Source organism: Pseudomonas sp. KH_050 (assembly GCF_057838875.1).
In genome coordinates, this window is the sequence record NZ_CM174478.1 from 620,148 (window position 1) to 633,533 (window position 13,386).

Annotated in this window: 13 protein-coding genes; 8 read left to right on the forward strand and 5 right to left on the reverse strand. The window is 59.6% G+C overall.

The annotated features are described in order from the left end of the window. Positions 1-34: 34 nt before the first annotated feature. A complete protein-coding gene (gene eat, locus AC3IUA_RS02815) occupies positions 35-1,483 on the reverse strand; it encodes an ethanolamine permease (protein WP_489359013.1) in 1,449 nt (482 codons plus the stop codon). 196 nt (positions 1,484-1,679) lie between these two features. Next, complete coding sequence (gene exaC / locus AC3IUA_RS02820) at positions 1,680-3,200, reverse strand: acetaldehyde dehydrogenase ExaC (RefSeq protein ID WP_489359014.1); 1,521 nt, start codon at positions 3,198-3,200, stop codon at positions 1,680-1,682. Positions 3,201-3,643: 443 nt separating this feature from the next. Between exaC and AC3IUA_RS02825 the strand changes: the two genes are divergently transcribed. The 4 genes from AC3IUA_RS02825 to AC3IUA_RS02840 all read left to right on the forward strand — a co-directional run bounded on the left by AC3IUA_RS02825 (position 3,644) and on the right by AC3IUA_RS02840 (position 8,023). Further along, positions 3,644-5,560, forward strand: a complete 1,917-nt coding sequence (locus AC3IUA_RS02825) for a sigma-54-dependent Fis family transcriptional regulator (RefSeq protein WP_489359015.1) — start codon at positions 3,644-3,646, stop codon at positions 5,558-5,560. A gap of 207 nt (positions 5,561-5,767) precedes the next feature. Continuing rightward, positions 5,768-7,117 (forward strand): UDP-N-acetylmuramate:L-alanyl-gamma-D-glutamyl-meso-diaminopimelate ligase, encoded by a 1,350-nt coding sequence (mpl, locus tag AC3IUA_RS02830; RefSeq protein WP_489359016.1) that lies wholly within the window; start codon positions 5,768-5,770, stop codon positions 7,115-7,117. After that, positions 7,114-7,746, forward strand: a complete 633-nt coding sequence (gene ubiX, locus AC3IUA_RS02835) for a flavin prenyltransferase UbiX (protein WP_489359017.1) — start codon at positions 7,114-7,116, stop codon at positions 7,744-7,746. Before mpl ends, ubiX begins: the two co-directional genes overlap by 4 nt. After that, a complete protein-coding gene (locus tag AC3IUA_RS02840; protein WP_489359018.1) occupies positions 7,739-8,023 on the forward strand; it encodes a YceK/YidQ family lipoprotein in 285 nt (94 codons plus the stop codon). The genes ubiX and AC3IUA_RS02840 overlap by 8 nt, the downstream gene beginning before the upstream one ends. Positions 8,024-8,108: 85 nt before the next feature. On the opposite strand, the gene AC3IUA_RS02845 is transcribed toward AC3IUA_RS02840, so the two are convergent. From AC3IUA_RS02845 to AC3IUA_RS02855, 3 genes are all read right to left on the reverse strand, one after another. Further along, positions 8,109-8,750 carry an oxidoreductase gene (locus AC3IUA_RS02845; RefSeq protein WP_489359019.1) on the reverse strand — a complete coding sequence of 214 codons (642 nt, stop codon included), beginning with the start codon at positions 8,748-8,750 and terminating at the stop codon, positions 8,109-8,111. Between the two features lie 27 nt (positions 8,751-8,777). Further along, positions 8,778-10,538, reverse strand: a complete 1,761-nt coding sequence (locus AC3IUA_RS02850) for a C13 family peptidase (RefSeq protein WP_489359020.1) — start codon at positions 10,536-10,538, stop codon at positions 8,778-8,780. 100 nt (positions 10,539-10,638) lie between these two features. Further along, the gene (locus AC3IUA_RS02855) at positions 10,639-11,094 is read right to left on the reverse strand and encodes a MaoC family dehydratase (protein ID WP_489359021.1); all 456 of its coding nucleotides are present in this window, start codon (positions 11,092-11,094) and stop codon (positions 10,639-10,641) included. Positions 11,095-11,274: 180 nt separating this feature from the next. On the opposite strand from AC3IUA_RS02855, the gene AC3IUA_RS02860 reads away from it, so the two are divergent. The 4 genes from AC3IUA_RS02860 to AC3IUA_RS02875 all read left to right on the forward strand — a co-directional run bounded on the left by AC3IUA_RS02860 (position 11,275) and on the right by AC3IUA_RS02875 (position 13,240). Beyond that, on the forward strand, positions 11,275-11,637 hold the full coding sequence (locus AC3IUA_RS02860; protein ID WP_489359022.1) for a CidA/LrgA family protein: 363 nt from the start codon (positions 11,275-11,277) through the stop codon (positions 11,635-11,637). Further along, entirely contained in the window at positions 11,634-12,350 is a 717-nt protein-coding gene (locus AC3IUA_RS02865) for an LrgB family protein (RefSeq protein WP_489359023.1), read from the forward strand. Before AC3IUA_RS02860 ends, AC3IUA_RS02865 begins: the two co-directional genes overlap by 4 nt. A 10-nt stretch (positions 12,351-12,360) precedes the next feature. Next, entirely contained in the window at positions 12,361-12,951 is a 591-nt protein-coding gene (locus AC3IUA_RS02870; protein ID WP_489359024.1) for an LON peptidase substrate-binding domain-containing protein, read from the forward strand. Between the two features lie 112 nt (positions 12,952-13,063). After that, positions 13,064-13,240 carry a hypothetical protein gene (locus AC3IUA_RS02875; protein ID WP_489359025.1) on the forward strand — a complete coding sequence of 59 codons (177 nt, stop codon included), beginning with the start codon at positions 13,064-13,066 and terminating at the stop codon, positions 13,238-13,240. The last annotated feature ends 146 nt before the right edge of the window (positions 13,241-13,386 follow it).

The window sequence follows — 13,386 nt, forward strand, 5'->3', positions numbered from 1 at the left end:
ACGCAGTCAGTGCCTGCGTCGTGGTTTTCGGCGTTTAGTGCAGGGCTTTTTCAGCTTTCTGAATGGCCGCGAATTCTTCTTCCGGCGTGCCTGCTACCAAGTGGTGACGACTGTAGAAGGCAAAGTAAGCAATTAATACTCCATAGATGATCACCGCACCAATGACCACCCGTGGATCGACCAGGAACCCCGCCACCACCGCGACACAGGCCAGCACCAGGGCCACGCCGGAGGTAAAGATGCCACCCGGTGTACGGTATGGGCGCTCCATTTTGGGGCGGCGAATGCGCAGGGTGATGTGGGCGGCCATCATCAGCACGTAGGAGATGGTTGCGCCGAATACGGCCACCAGAATCAGCAAATCGCCCTGGCCGGTCAGCGACAGGCCGAAACCGATGATGCCGGGGATGATCAGTGCCAATACCGGTGCTTTGCTTTTGTTGGTCTCGGACAGCTTGCGCGGCAGGTAGCCGGCGCGGGACAGGGCAAAAATCTGCCGCGAGTAGGCGTAAATGATCGAGAAGAAACTGGCGATCAAGCCGGCCAGGCCCACCAGGTTGACGAAGTGGCCCATCCAGGTCGAACCGCCATAGGCTTTGGACAGGGCTTCCACCAAGGGATTGCCGGACGTCATCAGTGCATTGGCACCGGCGCCGCCGGGACCGATCACCAGAATCAGCAAGGCAAAGCTCACCAGCACCAGCATCGCGCCGATCAAGCCGCGTGGCAGGTCGCGTTTCGGGTTTTTGGTTTCTTCGGCCGCCAGTGGCACGCCTTCGACGGCCAGGAAAAACCAGATCGCGTAGGGGATCGCCGCCCACACACCCACATAACCGAACGGCAGGAAGCTGCTGGCGCCTTTGGCATTGGTGACCGGAATGTCCAGCAGATTGGCGACGCTGAAGTGCGGGACCATCGCCATCAGGAACACCGCGAGGGCAATGGCCGCCACGGCGGTGATGATGAACATCAGCTTGAGCGCTTCACCGACCCCGAATATATGGATGCCGATGAAGATGATGTAGAACGCCAGATAGATCATCCAGCCGCCGATACCAAACAGCGACTCGCAATAGGCACCGATGAAAACCGCGATCGCCGCGGGCGCGATGGCGTACTCGATAAGAATCGCCGTGCCGGTCAGGAAACCGCCCCAGGGGCCGAAGGCGCTGCGGGCAAAGCCGTAACCGCCGCCTGCGGTGGGAATCATCGAGGACAACTCGGCGAGCGAGAAGCACATGCACAGGTACATGGTGGCCATCAGCAGGGTGGCGAGAAACATCCCGCCCCAACCGCCTTGCGCCAGGCCGAAGTTCCAGCCGGCATAGTCACCGGAAATCACATAGGCAACGCCCAGGCCGACCAGCAGGACCCAGCCTGCGGCACCTTTTTTCAATTCGCGTTGCTGAAAGTATTCGGAGCCGACTTTTTCAAAGTCGACGGAAGAGCCGGCCGCCGGGGCGCCGATAGGTTCGCTAGGCATAGCAGTTCACCTGTTTTTATTGTTTTGTCCGACCTTTTTGGGCGGATCGGTGTAGCGGGGTTGAATCTTTGCTGCCTGGAAGATCGCTTTCGCGGGCAAGTCGGATCGCCGCACCGCCGCTCCCACAGGAGCGAGCTTGCTCGCAAAGGCAATCCTGAGGGCGATACAGCATCCTGCATCGCCCTCGCGGGCTTGCTTAGAAGAAGCCCAGTGGATTGATGTCGTAGCTCACCAGCAGGTTTTTGGTCTGCTGATAGTGGTCGAGCATCATCTTGTGGGTTTCACGACCGACGCCGGACTTCTTGTAGCCGCCGAACGCGGCGTGCGCCGGGTACAGGTGGTAGCAGTTGGTCCAGACGCGACCGGCCTTGATCGCCCGGCCCATGCGGTAGGCGCGGTTGATGTCGCGGGTCCAGAGACCGGCACCCAGGCCGAACTCGGTGTCGTTGGCAATCGCCAGGGCTTCGGCTTCGTCCTTGAAGGTGGTGATGCTCACCACCGGGCCGAAGATTTCTTCCTGGAACACCCGCATTTTGTTGGTGCCCTTGAGCAGGGTCGGCTGGATGTAATACCCGGTCGCCAGGTTGCCCTCGAGTTTTTCCACCTTGCCGCCGGTCAGCAGTTCGGCGCCTTCACCCTTGGCGATTTCCAGGTAGGACAGGATCTTGTCGAATTGCTGCTCGGACGCTTGGGCGCCGACCATGGTGTCGGTGTCCAGCGGGTCGCCACGTTTGATTTGCAGGACCTTCTTCATCACCACTTTCATGAAGTCGTCGTAGATCGACTCTTGTACCAGCGCCCGTGATGGGCAAGTGCAGACTTCGCCCTGGTTGAAGAACGCCAGCACCAGGCCTTCGGCGGCCTTCTCGATGAAGGTCGGTTCGGCTTGCATGATGTCTTCGAAGAAGATGTTCGGCGACTTGCCGCCCAGTTCAACGGTGGACGGAATGATGTTCTCGGCGGCGCATTTCATGATGTGCGAGCCGACCGGGGTCGAGCCGGTGAACGCGATCTTGGCGATGCGCTTGCTGGTGGCCAGGGCTTCACCGGCTTCACGGCCGAAGCCTTGCACCACGTTCAGCACGCCCGGCGGCAGCAGGTCGCCGATCAGCTCCATCAGCACGGTGATGCCCAGCGGGGTTTGTTCTGCAGGTTTGAGCACCACACAGTTACCGGCAGCCAGGGCCGGGGCGAGTTTCCAGGCGGCCATCAGGATCGGGAAGTTCCAGGGGATGATCTGCCCGACTACGCCCAGTGGTTCATGAATGTGATAAGCCACGGTATTGCCGTCGATTTCCGCGGCGCTGCCTTCCTGGGCGCGAATGCAGCCGGCGAAGTAGCGGAAGTGGTCCGCGGCCAACGGGATGTCGGCGTTCAGGGTTTCGCGCACGGCTTTGCCGTTGTCCCAGGATTCGCTGACCGCTAGGACTTCCAGGTTCTGTTCGATGCGGTCGGCGATTTTCAGCAGGACCAGCGAGCGAGCCTGAGCCGAAGTACTGCCCCAGGCCTCGGCGACGGCATGGGCGGCGTCCAGCGCTTTGTCGATATCTTCGGCGGTGGAGCGCGGGAATTCTGCGATAGGTTGGCCGTTTACCGGCGAGGTGTTGGTGAAGTACTGACCTTTGACAGGCGCGACGAATTCGCCGCCGATGTAGTTACCGTATTTGCTCTTGAACGAAACGATTGCGCCTTCAGTACCGGGGTGAGCGTAACGCATGGTGGGTATCTCCTGGCTTTTGTTATTGGGGAGGACGCGCTGTAGCGCTTATATAAGCGTAGAGCAAAGGTCGGGCCAGTGCTTTGCAGGGTAATAAAATCAATAGGTTACGAGTTGCCCGGGAGAGGGTTGGGCCTTCGCTGTGACAGTTGTGGCACGGCCTGGGTGACACTTTGTGCCATAAGCGGTACAGCCTGTGACTCATAGGTCGAGCCGGGATTGCAATGCGTCGGAGGCTGGAGGATGCTGGGCCCCTCTCGATTGCTTCGCTTTTGTAGCAGCTGCCGAAGGCTGCGTTCGAGTGCGAAGCGCTCGTAATAGGGTTGATCTCGGTTTTTCAGTTAGATGTGGGATTCAGGTTTCACGACCGCTTCGCGGCCGAACGCAGCCTTCGGCAGCTGCTACACGGAGCGAGCCAGGCTCTGCCGGGAGAACAATAAGAAATGCACAACAATCATCTGAGTCGGCACGCCCAGCAGGTGCTGACCGTGACTCAGGGCAAAACCCACTTGCATGGCCCCGGTAGCGATCCGTCCATCGCCCGTTCCTGGTTGCGCTGCCTCGAGGACTATCACCTCGACCCGGCCCTGAGCATCGCGCCGACGGTGCTCGAGCATGGGCGGGTGCTGGAAAGCCGCGAGCGCTTGCAGCAGGTGCTGCAGATCGCCGGCAACGAAATGGCCAGCCTGCATCAGCAACTCTCCGGTGCCGGCCATGCCGTGCTGCTGACCGATTCCCGTGGGGTGATCCTCAACTGTGTCACCGCGCCCGCCGAGCGGAAGATTTTCGAACGTGCCGGGCTCTGGCTCGGTGCGGACTGGAGCGAGGCCTGCGAAGGTACCAACGGTATCGGTACCTGCTTGGTGGAGCGCCAGTCACTGACCATCCATCAGGACGAACATTTTCGCGGTCGCCACACCGGGCTGACCTGCTCGGCGAGCCCGGTGTTCGATCCCCATGGTGAGCTGCTGGCGGTGCTTGATGTGTCGTCGGCGCGCCATGAAGTCTCGCGTCAGAGCCAATTCCATACCATGGCGCTGGTCAACCTCTCGGCGAAGATGATCGAAAGCTGTTATTTCCTGCGCTACTTCGACAATCAATGGTTGCTGCGCTTTCATTTGCAGGCCGAGTCCGTGGGACTGTTCAGCGAAGGATTGTTGGCGTTTGACGGCGAGGGGCGGATCAGTGCAGTCAATCAGAGCGCCTTGAACCTGCTGGGGCATGTGCGTGGTGGGTTGCTGGGCAAGCCGGTGGAGGCCTTTTTCGATTGCTCCCTGGATGAGCTGCTGGGTCGCGCCAGTGTGAACGCCAGCGCCAGTTGGCCGCTGCGCACCCGCGACGGGCGCGGCTTGTTCGCGCTGTTGCGCGGTCAGCCGCGCAGCGTGCCGACCCCGGTTATTTCAGCTCCGCTGGTCACCGAGCGTGTCCGGCTGTCCGGCATCTGCCTCGGCGATGCGGCGCTGCAAAACGACTTCCGCAAAGCCTTGCGGGTGTTCGAACGTGATGTGCCGCTGCTGATCAATGGCGAAACCGGCTCCGGCAAAGAAGCCTTCGCCAAGGCCGTGCACCAGGCCAGCCAGCGAACGGATAAAGCCTTCGTTGCGCTCAATTGCGCGGCGATTCCGGAAAGCCTGATCGAGAGTGAACTGTTCGGCTATCGCGGCGGCAGTTTTACCGGCGCGCGCAAGGAAGGCATGCGCGGCAAGTTGCAGCAGGCCGATGGCGGCACCTTGTTCCTCGATGAAATCGGCGACATGCCGCTGGCGTTGCAGACCCGTCTATTAAGGGTTCTGGAGGATCGGCTGGTGGTGCCCATCGGCGGCGAGCCGCAGGCGGTCGACGTGCGAATCATCAGCGCGACCCACCGTAACTTGCTCGAACGAGTGCAGGACGGCAGTTTTCGCGAGGATTTGTACTACCGGCTCAACGGCCTTGAAATCGCCTTGCCGGCGTTGCGTGAGCGCAGCGACAAGTCGCAGTTACTGGACTTCCTGCTGGCCGAAGAGGCCGGCGAACAAAACGTTCTGCTCGACGGGCCAGCGCGCCAGGCGCTGCTGGACTTCGCCTGGCCGGGCAATGTGCGGCAATTGCGCAACGTGCTGCGTACGTTGGCGGCGCTGTGCGAGGACGAGCGGATCGGCTTCGAGGATTTGCCGGTGATGATCCGTCAAAGCCGTCCGGCTCCGCTGCTGATGGCCGTCGACGAGCCTTCAGAGCGCCCGCTGGACGACGCCGAACGCCTGGCGTTGCTCAATACCCTGGAGCAACAGCGCTGGCACATGACTCATACCGCCGAGCAGTTGGGGGTCAGCCGCAATACGCTTTATAGAAAGCTGCGCAAGCATGGGATCGCGCGGTAGAACGGTGCCGTTGATTTTGTGGGAGCGGGCAAGTCCCAAATCAGGCGACTCAATCTTACAGTAAGTACCGAGTCGACTGATTTTACGACTGCTTCGCAGCCGAGCGGGGGCAAGCCCCCTCGCCACAGGGGGACGCGTCACGCTTACTAAAGAGTGCGAATTTTTCCACCCTACGCTAACCTGCCTCGATGTTTTACGAGGTCGACTATGCACATTCATATTCTTGGTATTTGCGGCACCTTCATGGGTTCGATGGCAGTTCTGGCCAAAGAGCTGGGCCATCGCGTGACCGGCTCCGATGCCAACGTCTATCCGCCGATGAGCACCCAGTTGCAGGCGCAGGGTATTGAGCTGACTCAGGGATATGATCCCGCCCAGCTTGATCCGGCTCCGGATCTGGTGGTGATCGGCAATGCCATGTCTCGCGGCAATCCGGCGGTCGAGTACGTCTTGAACAAAGGCCTGCCGTACGTTTCCGGTCCGCAATGGCTGGCCGACCATGTGCTGCAAGGTCGCTGGGTGCTGGCGGTAGCCGGTACGCACGGCAAGACCACCACCAGCAGCATGCTGGCCTGGGTGCTGGAGCATGCCGGCATGAGCCCGGGCTTCCTGATCGGTGGTGTGCCGCAGAACTTTGCGGTGTCAGCGCGTTTGGGCGATACGCCATTCTTTGTGATCGAGGCCGATGAATATGACAGCGCCTTTTTCGACAAGCGCTCGAAGTTCGTTCACTACCGCCCACGCACGGCGATCCTGAACAATCTTGAGTTCGATCATGCGGATATCTTCCCCGATCTTCCAGCCATCGAGCGACAGTTCCACCACTTGGTGCGGACTATTCCGAGCGAAGGGCTGGTGATCCATCCGACCACTGAGCCGGCGCTGCAGCGAGTCATCGACATGGGTTGCTGGACCCCGGTGCAAACCACTGGGGCCGGCGGACAATGGCAGGTCAAACTGCTCAGCGCAGATGGCTCGAAGTTTGAAGTGATGTTCGACGGCGTGGCTCAAGGCGTGGTCGATTGGGACATGACCGGTCAGCACAACGTCGCCAACGCCCTGGCTACCCTGGCAGCCGCCAGGCATGTCGGCGTGGTGCCGGCCATGGGTATCGCCGCGTTGAGCGCGTTCAAAAGCGTCAAGCGCCGGATGGAGAAGGTGGCTGAAGTCCACGGCATCACCATTTACGACGACTTTGCCCATCACCCGACGGCGATTGCCACCACCCTTGATGGCCTGCGTAAACGCATCGGCGACGCACCGCTGATCGCAATTATCGAGCCGCGCTCCAATTCCATGAAGCTTGGCGCGCACCGTGATGGCTTGCCGGAAAGCGTGGTCGATGCCGATCAGGTGATCTGGTATGCGCCGGCCAACCTTGGTTGGGACCTGGGCGCAACCGCGGCACTGTGCACGGTACCGTCGATCGTCAGTGATTCGTTGGAAGGCATCATCGAGCGGGTGAAATGCCAGGCTCAACCCGGCACCCACGTGGTGATCATGAGCAATGGCGGCTTCGGCGGCCTGCACGGCAAACTGGCCGAGGCGCTGCAATGAACAACGGCCCGGAACGCATCACCCTGGCGATGACTGGCGCCTCCGGCGCGCAATACGGTTTGCGCCTGCTCGACTGTCTGGTGCGTGAGGATCGCGAGGTGCATTTCCTGATCTCGAAAGCCGCCCAATTGGTGATGGCCACCGAGACCGACGTCTTGCTGCCGCCAAAACCCCAGATGATGCAGGCCTTCCTCACTGAATACACCGGTGCCGCCGCCGGGCAGATTCGCGTGTATGGCAAGGAAGACTGGATGTCACCGGTAGCCTCCGGTTCTGGCTCGCCGAGTGCGATGGTCGTGGTGCCATGCTCCACCGGTACCCTGGCGGCAATCGCCAGCGGCGCATGCAACAACCTGATCGAGCGCGCCGCGGACGTCACGTTGAAGGAGCGTCGTCAGCTGATTCTGGTGCCTCGCGAAGCACCGTATTCCAGCATTCACCTGGAAAACATGCTCAAGCTGTCGAACATGGGTGTGACCATCCTGCCAGCTTCGCCGGGCTTCTATCACCAGCCGCAGACCATCGACGACCTGGTCGATTTCGTGGTGGCGCGGATTCTCAATCGGCTGAACATCCCGCAAGACATGCTGCCGCGTTGGGGTGAACACCATTTGAGCAGCGATGAATAAACTACTGAGCCTGGTCCTGGCCCTGCAGTTGGCCGGTTGTGCCACGGCCCGAACCCTGGATGCTGCCAAGCCGGGGGCGCCGGTCGTGTATTCGGGCACGCGCCTGGATTTGTATGCGATGCAGGGCGGGTGTTGTGCCATGGACCGTTTCGGCGCTGAAGCGCCGAGCTATCCCGGCGTCGACCTGCCGGCCAGCGCCTTGCTCGACACCCTGCTGTTGCCGTTGTCGTTGTTGACGGTGATTGGGGTTGAGTTTCAGGCGACGGGTGGGTTGTAGCCGCTAAAAGATCACAGCCTATCGGCAGCTCCTACGGGTGTACGCGGTCAATGTAGGAGCTGCCGCAGGCTGCGATCTTTTGATCTTATTTACCCAGCCTGCGCAACTCATCCGACTCGACGATTCGCACGCCATCCTGTTCTTCCAGTGCCAGGCGCCACATGGCTCGGGCCAGTTGGCAGGCTTCGATGCCGTGGTACTTGCCGGGTAACAGTCTGGAAAATGGTGCTGCCAGTTGTTCGGCCAGGCGCGGTTCCAGACGCTCACCCAGCAACAGGGAAGGACGGACAATGGTCAACTGCGGCCAGTTCTGGGCCTTCAAGGCATATTCCATTTCGCCTTTGACTCGGTTGTAGAGTGCCGAGGACCTCCGATCGGCGCCGATGGCACTGATCACGATCAGATGGCGTGCGCCCATTTCCCGGGCGCGTTTGCCGAAGGCCACGACCATGTCGAAGTCCACCGCACGGAAGGCTTTCTCGGAGCCAGCCTTTTTGATCGTGGTACCCAGACAGCAGAAAGCGATATCGACGCGTCCGCTTAGCTTTGGAAATAAGACTTCGGGGTCGCCCACCGGGTTTTCCAGGTGAGGATGCTTGGCCAATGGCCTGCGTGAGGGTGCCAATACACGGCTGATCGTCGGCTCGTTGAGTAGCCGGTCAAGTAGATGTTCACCGGTCAGGCCGGTGGCTCCTGCAAGCAAGACATGCTGAGGCGTCAAGTACATAGTGTTTCTCCCTTGATACTGCTCAGCTTAGTTGTTCTTTGCTTGAATGCCTTTGGGCGGAGCGCTTTCGGGTGTTTTATGTGCTTGCGTGCCTTTTAAAGAGACGTTTTCGAGTGCTTTGCGGGCTTGCTGCTTGCGTAACAACTGCCAGCGCGCAAGGACGCCCTTGGGTGCCCAGATCTGTGGTTCCGAGGCTTCGAAGTTGTCGGCCAGTTCCCGTTTGGCGACCGTTGCCCTGGCCAGGACGAAGGCTTGTTGCAGGTCGTCGGTCTGGTTCAGTGCCTGGGCGAACAGTGCATCGCCGAAGTAGGTGAAGTCCGCCTCTTCCGAACAGCCGAAGGACACCCGATCAGTTCGCGAGGCGGTCATGATCAGCGTCCGGTCATCCTTGAGTGCAGGGATAAAACCACCGGAATAGCAGGCCGAGATCACAATGATCTTGTCGCGATTTTTCAAGGGTGCGAGCACGCTGGCCAATTCGTCGGCAGGCACGTCGGCCAGTTCCATGCGCGGCTGGTCCAGCACCAGTTCATGTTGGTGGGTGCCGTGGCTGGTCAGATAGATGAACAGCAAATCTTCCGGGCCGCTGCGCTCGGCCAGCGTCAGTGCGGCGCGCCGCAGGCTCTCGCGACTCGCCATGGGGCGGTCACCCAGGTGGTCGCGGTGGTTGACCAGGCGGATCTGGCCATAGGCGCCAAAGCGGCTAACAAGCATGTTGCTGACGTAGTCGGCCTCGCGCAGGAATACACTTTGTTTGCCGTCACCGGCCAGCGTCAAACTGTACAACTCCACCGCCGGGGTGGACGCGGGTACATTGGCCAAGGCTTGATCAAGCAAGTGGCCCTGAGCCAACACCCCGACCTCAAGGGTATCTGGCAACAGCTGGCCACTGGCATCACGCACCCGTTGGCCGTTGACCCAATAGCCGCTTTGCACCACGCCATCGTGAAGCACCAGTGTGCCGTAGCCCTGGTAAGTGTCATTGCCGAACTGGCCGACATAAAAACTGCCATCGCTGAGATTCAAGCGGCCTTGGCCCCGCAGGCGCCAGTCGCTGAACTGGCCCACATAATGGCTGCCATCGACACCGATCAGCTCGCCTTTGCCGGTCAGCGCACCCTCCTTGAACTGGCCGACCCAGACATCACCGTCAGCATTCTCGTAGCGGCCTTTGCCGTGCAGCTGGTTCTGCTTGAAGGCGCCGACATACTGGTCGCCTTCGGCGCTATTGAAGGTGCCGTTACCTTCCAGTTGGCCATTGACGAAGTGCCCGGTGAACTGGTTGCCGCTGGCATCGCCACGCTGACCTTCGCCGTTGGGTTTGCCGTGGGCGAACTGGCCCTGGTACTGGCTGCCGTCTTCGAGTTCCAGGCGACCGAGCCCGGAATACTGGTCAGCCTTGAATTCGCCACGGTAGGTCATGCCGCCTTCTTTGAGGGTGCCTTCACCGTCGCGCCGACCGAGCTTGAAACCGCCGGTGTAACGGCTGCCGCTGGTGGTCAGGGTTCCCTGGCCGTGGAACAGCCCGTGCTCGAATTGTCCGCGGTACACCTCGCCATTGTTGCCGTGCCATTCGCCCTGGCCATGCCACTGACCCTGGTCGAATTGCCCGGCGTACCAGCCGCCATTCGGGTAGTCGACGCGGCCCTGGCCCTGCAGCAATCCGTTGACCATATCGCCGCGATAGCGCCCACCGTCCGGCAAGCGGGCATCGGGCGGTAACAGCGATTCGCCGTCGCCGCATGCGGCGAGCAACAGGATTAGAGCGAGGGGTACAAGTGGGCGCATAGCGGGATCCGGGCAATTAGGTGATCGAGTATGCCGCAGCTATGTGTCGTATAAATAGAGCCGAGCGAAACAGCGTGGGCTGTTCCGCATCAGGGAAGGCTTAAACGAAGCAGAGAGAAAGTGGTTCAGCGATGTAGGCCGGTTTTTCCTGCCCTTCGATTTCCAGGGTGGCGGTGATTTTGAGCAGCCATTGACCGGGTTTCTTTTCGGTGACTTCGGCCAGGTCGACCTTGAGTCGAACCCTGGAGTCGACCTTGACCGGCTGGATGAACCGCACGCTGTCCAGGCCGTAATTGATGGCCATCTTCAAGCCTTCTGGCAATACCAGAATGTCTTCCATCAGTTTGGGGATCAACGACAGAGACAGGAAACCGTGGGCAATCGTGCTGCCAAAGGGTGTTTGTGCAGCCTTTACCGGATCAACGTGGATGAACTGAAAATCACCCGTGGCTTCGGCGAACAGGTTGATGCGTTCCTGATCGATAGTGAGCCATTCGGAACGTCCGAGTTCCTTGCCAACATAATCTTTGAGCTCTGCAACTGGAACATAGGGCATTGAGACTCTCCTTGGGTTTATCGATTTTATATTTTTGGATTGGGGGCTCCAGCCCCTTGGCAACCACTTTAGATCATCATGGCCAATGGCTGCGGTCAACCATTTATGGTGTTTGCGAATGCCGGTTCATAGCGCTCGGCATGCTTATAATGCCCGGCGCGATTTTGCGGGAGATCACAGATGTTGTTACGCGGCTTGACCTGGCTGGTGCTGTTTCAATTGCTCGGCACGGCTATCAACCATTTATTTTTACCGGTACTGCCGGGGCCGATTGTCGGCCTGCTGCTGTTGCTGGTGTTTCTGATTAGTCGTGGCCAGGTCGGTGAGCCGCTGAATCTGGCGGCCAGCAGCCTGTTGCGTTATTTGCCGTTGTTGCTGGTGCCGCCAGCGGTCGGGGTGATGGTTTACGCCCGCGACATCGCTGCGGACTTCTGGGCGATCGTTGGCGCGTTGGTGCTGTCGCTGGTGATCTCCATGGCCTTCGTTGGCGTGTTGATGCACACGTTGATCAAGCGCCAGGCTCGCCACGAGGATACCCAATGACCTTCGATTGGCAGGGGGCGTGGGCGGCAGTGATCCATCATCCGCTGTTCGGCATTGGCATCACCCTGGGGGCCTACCAGTTGGTGCTGATCGGGTTCGAGAAAACCCGTTGGATTTTCTTGCAGCCAGTGCTGGTGTCTATGCTGCTGGTGATTGGCGTGCTGGTCGGTTGTGGCCTGAGTTACACCGAATACCGCAAAAGCACTGAGATTCTCAGCATTCTGCTGGGGCCGGCCACTGTTGCCCTGGCGGTACCGCTCTACCTCAATCTGCGGCGGATTCGGCAGTTGTTCTGGCCGATATTTACTACGCTGGTGATAGGGGGTGTCGTGGCTACCAGTCTCGGCGTGGTGCTGGGTTGGTGGTTCGGTGCCGAACACATGATTCTGATGACCATGGCACCAAAATCGGTGACCTCACCGATTGCCATGCTGGTGGCCGAGCAAATTGGCGGGGTGGCGGCACTCGCAGCAGTCTTCGTGTTGATAACCGGAGTGATCGGCGCGATTTTCGGGCCGGGTATTTTGACTCGTTTGGGTGTCCATAGCCCTGAAGCCCGCGGCATGGCATTGGGCATGACGGCACATGCGGTCGGTACCTCGGTCGCCTTGCAGGAAAGTGAGGAATGCGGTGCCTTTGCCGCATTGGCGATGAGTTTGATGGGCGTGGCCACGGCGGTATTCCTGCCGCTGGCTGTGTCAATGATGGTTTAAGGATACCCATATGAGCCTGGCGCTTTTCCCTCTGAACACGGTGTTGTTCCCCGGTTGCACCCTCGATCTGCAGATTTTCGAGGCGCGTTACCTGGACATGATCAGCCGCTGCATGAAGCAGAACGCCGGCTTTGGCGTGGTGTGCATTCTCGAGGGTGAAGAGGTGGGCATCGCACCCGAGGGCTATGCCCTGGTCGGTTGCGAGGCGCTGATCCGTGATTTCAAGCAGCAGGACAACGGACTGCTGGGCATTCGTGTCGAGGGTGGGCGCAGGTTCCGGGTGCTGCGCACCGAAGTGCAGCGCGATCAGCTGATGGTGGCCGACGTCGAGTGGATGGACGACGTGCCCGAACAACCACTGCAGGATGAAGATGCCGACCTGGTCGCCTTGCTCAGGGCATTGGCCGAGCACCCGATGGTCGAAGCACTGAATATGGGCAACGAAGCCACCGGCCAGCAATCCCTGGCCAATCAGTTGGCCTACCTGCTGCCATTCTCCGAACTGGACAAGATCGATCTATTGCAACTCGACGATCCGCAGCAGCGGCTGGATGCGATTCAGGCGTTACTTGATGAGTTGCAGGGGGAGTTGTTTGCTTAGTCGCACTTTGTTTAACTTTGTTTGTTGTGCCAGTATTGTCTCGGTATTGTCCATCCATTAGTTTGAAGTTTCTCGCGTGAAGCGGGCTTTTTAACACTAAAGGAGTAGTGCTGTGACGATTTATGAAGATGAGTTCGCGTTCTGGGATGACATTGCCGGGCGCTATATATTGAAGTATGCCGCGAATGATCCCAGTGCCAAGGATGTATTCGAATCGGCGGCTTTTTATGCGGATTCAATGTTGATTGAGCGCCGTAAGCGCAAGCGCGCCAAGAATCCTGAAGCTTAAGTATTTTGGCTGGTCCAGGAGCAAGTCTCGGGATTCGCTGATCGTTGTCTCGTGATTTTGTTGATGGGCCAGCTGATTATGCACTTTTTGCGGGGTGAACCTGTTCGCAGGTGCATTTCTGACGTAATCATATTTTTCAATGTCAA

Excerpts from the sequence above, each read along its gene's own strand:
- eat (WP_489359013.1), bottom strand. The coding sequence starts at position 1,483 with ATGCCTAGCGAACCTATCGGCGCCCCGGCGGCCGGCTCTTCCGTCGAC.
- exaC (WP_489359014.1), bottom strand. The coding sequence starts at position 3,200 with ATGCGTTACGCTCACCCCGGTACTGAAGGCGCAATCGTTTCGTTCAAG.
- AC3IUA_RS02825 (WP_489359015.1), top strand. The coding sequence starts at position 3,644 with ATGCACAACAATCATCTGAGTCGGCACGCCCAGCAGGTGCTGACCGTG.
- mpl (WP_489359016.1), top strand. The coding sequence starts at position 5,768 with ATGCACATTCATATTCTTGGTATTTGCGGCACCTTCATGGGTTCGATG.
- ubiX (WP_489359017.1), top strand. The coding sequence starts at position 7,114 with ATGAACAACGGCCCGGAACGCATCACCCTGGCGATGACTGGCGCCTCC.
- AC3IUA_RS02840 (WP_489359018.1), top strand. The coding sequence starts at position 7,739 with ATGAATAAACTACTGAGCCTGGTCCTGGCCCTGCAGTTGGCCGGTTGT.
- AC3IUA_RS02845 (WP_489359019.1), bottom strand. The coding sequence starts at position 8,750 with ATGTACTTGACGCCTCAGCATGTCTTGCTTGCAGGAGCCACCGGCCTG.
- AC3IUA_RS02850 (WP_489359020.1), bottom strand. The coding sequence starts at position 10,538 with ATGCGCCCACTTGTACCCCTCGCTCTAATCCTGTTGCTCGCCGCATGC.
- AC3IUA_RS02855 (WP_489359021.1), bottom strand. The coding sequence starts at position 11,094 with ATGCCCTATGTTCCAGTTGCAGAGCTCAAAGATTATGTTGGCAAGGAA.
- AC3IUA_RS02860 (WP_489359022.1), top strand. The coding sequence starts at position 11,275 with ATGTTGTTACGCGGCTTGACCTGGCTGGTGCTGTTTCAATTGCTCGGC.
- AC3IUA_RS02865 (WP_489359023.1), top strand. The coding sequence starts at position 11,634 with ATGACCTTCGATTGGCAGGGGGCGTGGGCGGCAGTGATCCATCATCCG.
- AC3IUA_RS02870 (WP_489359024.1), top strand. The coding sequence starts at position 12,361 with ATGAGCCTGGCGCTTTTCCCTCTGAACACGGTGTTGTTCCCCGGTTGC.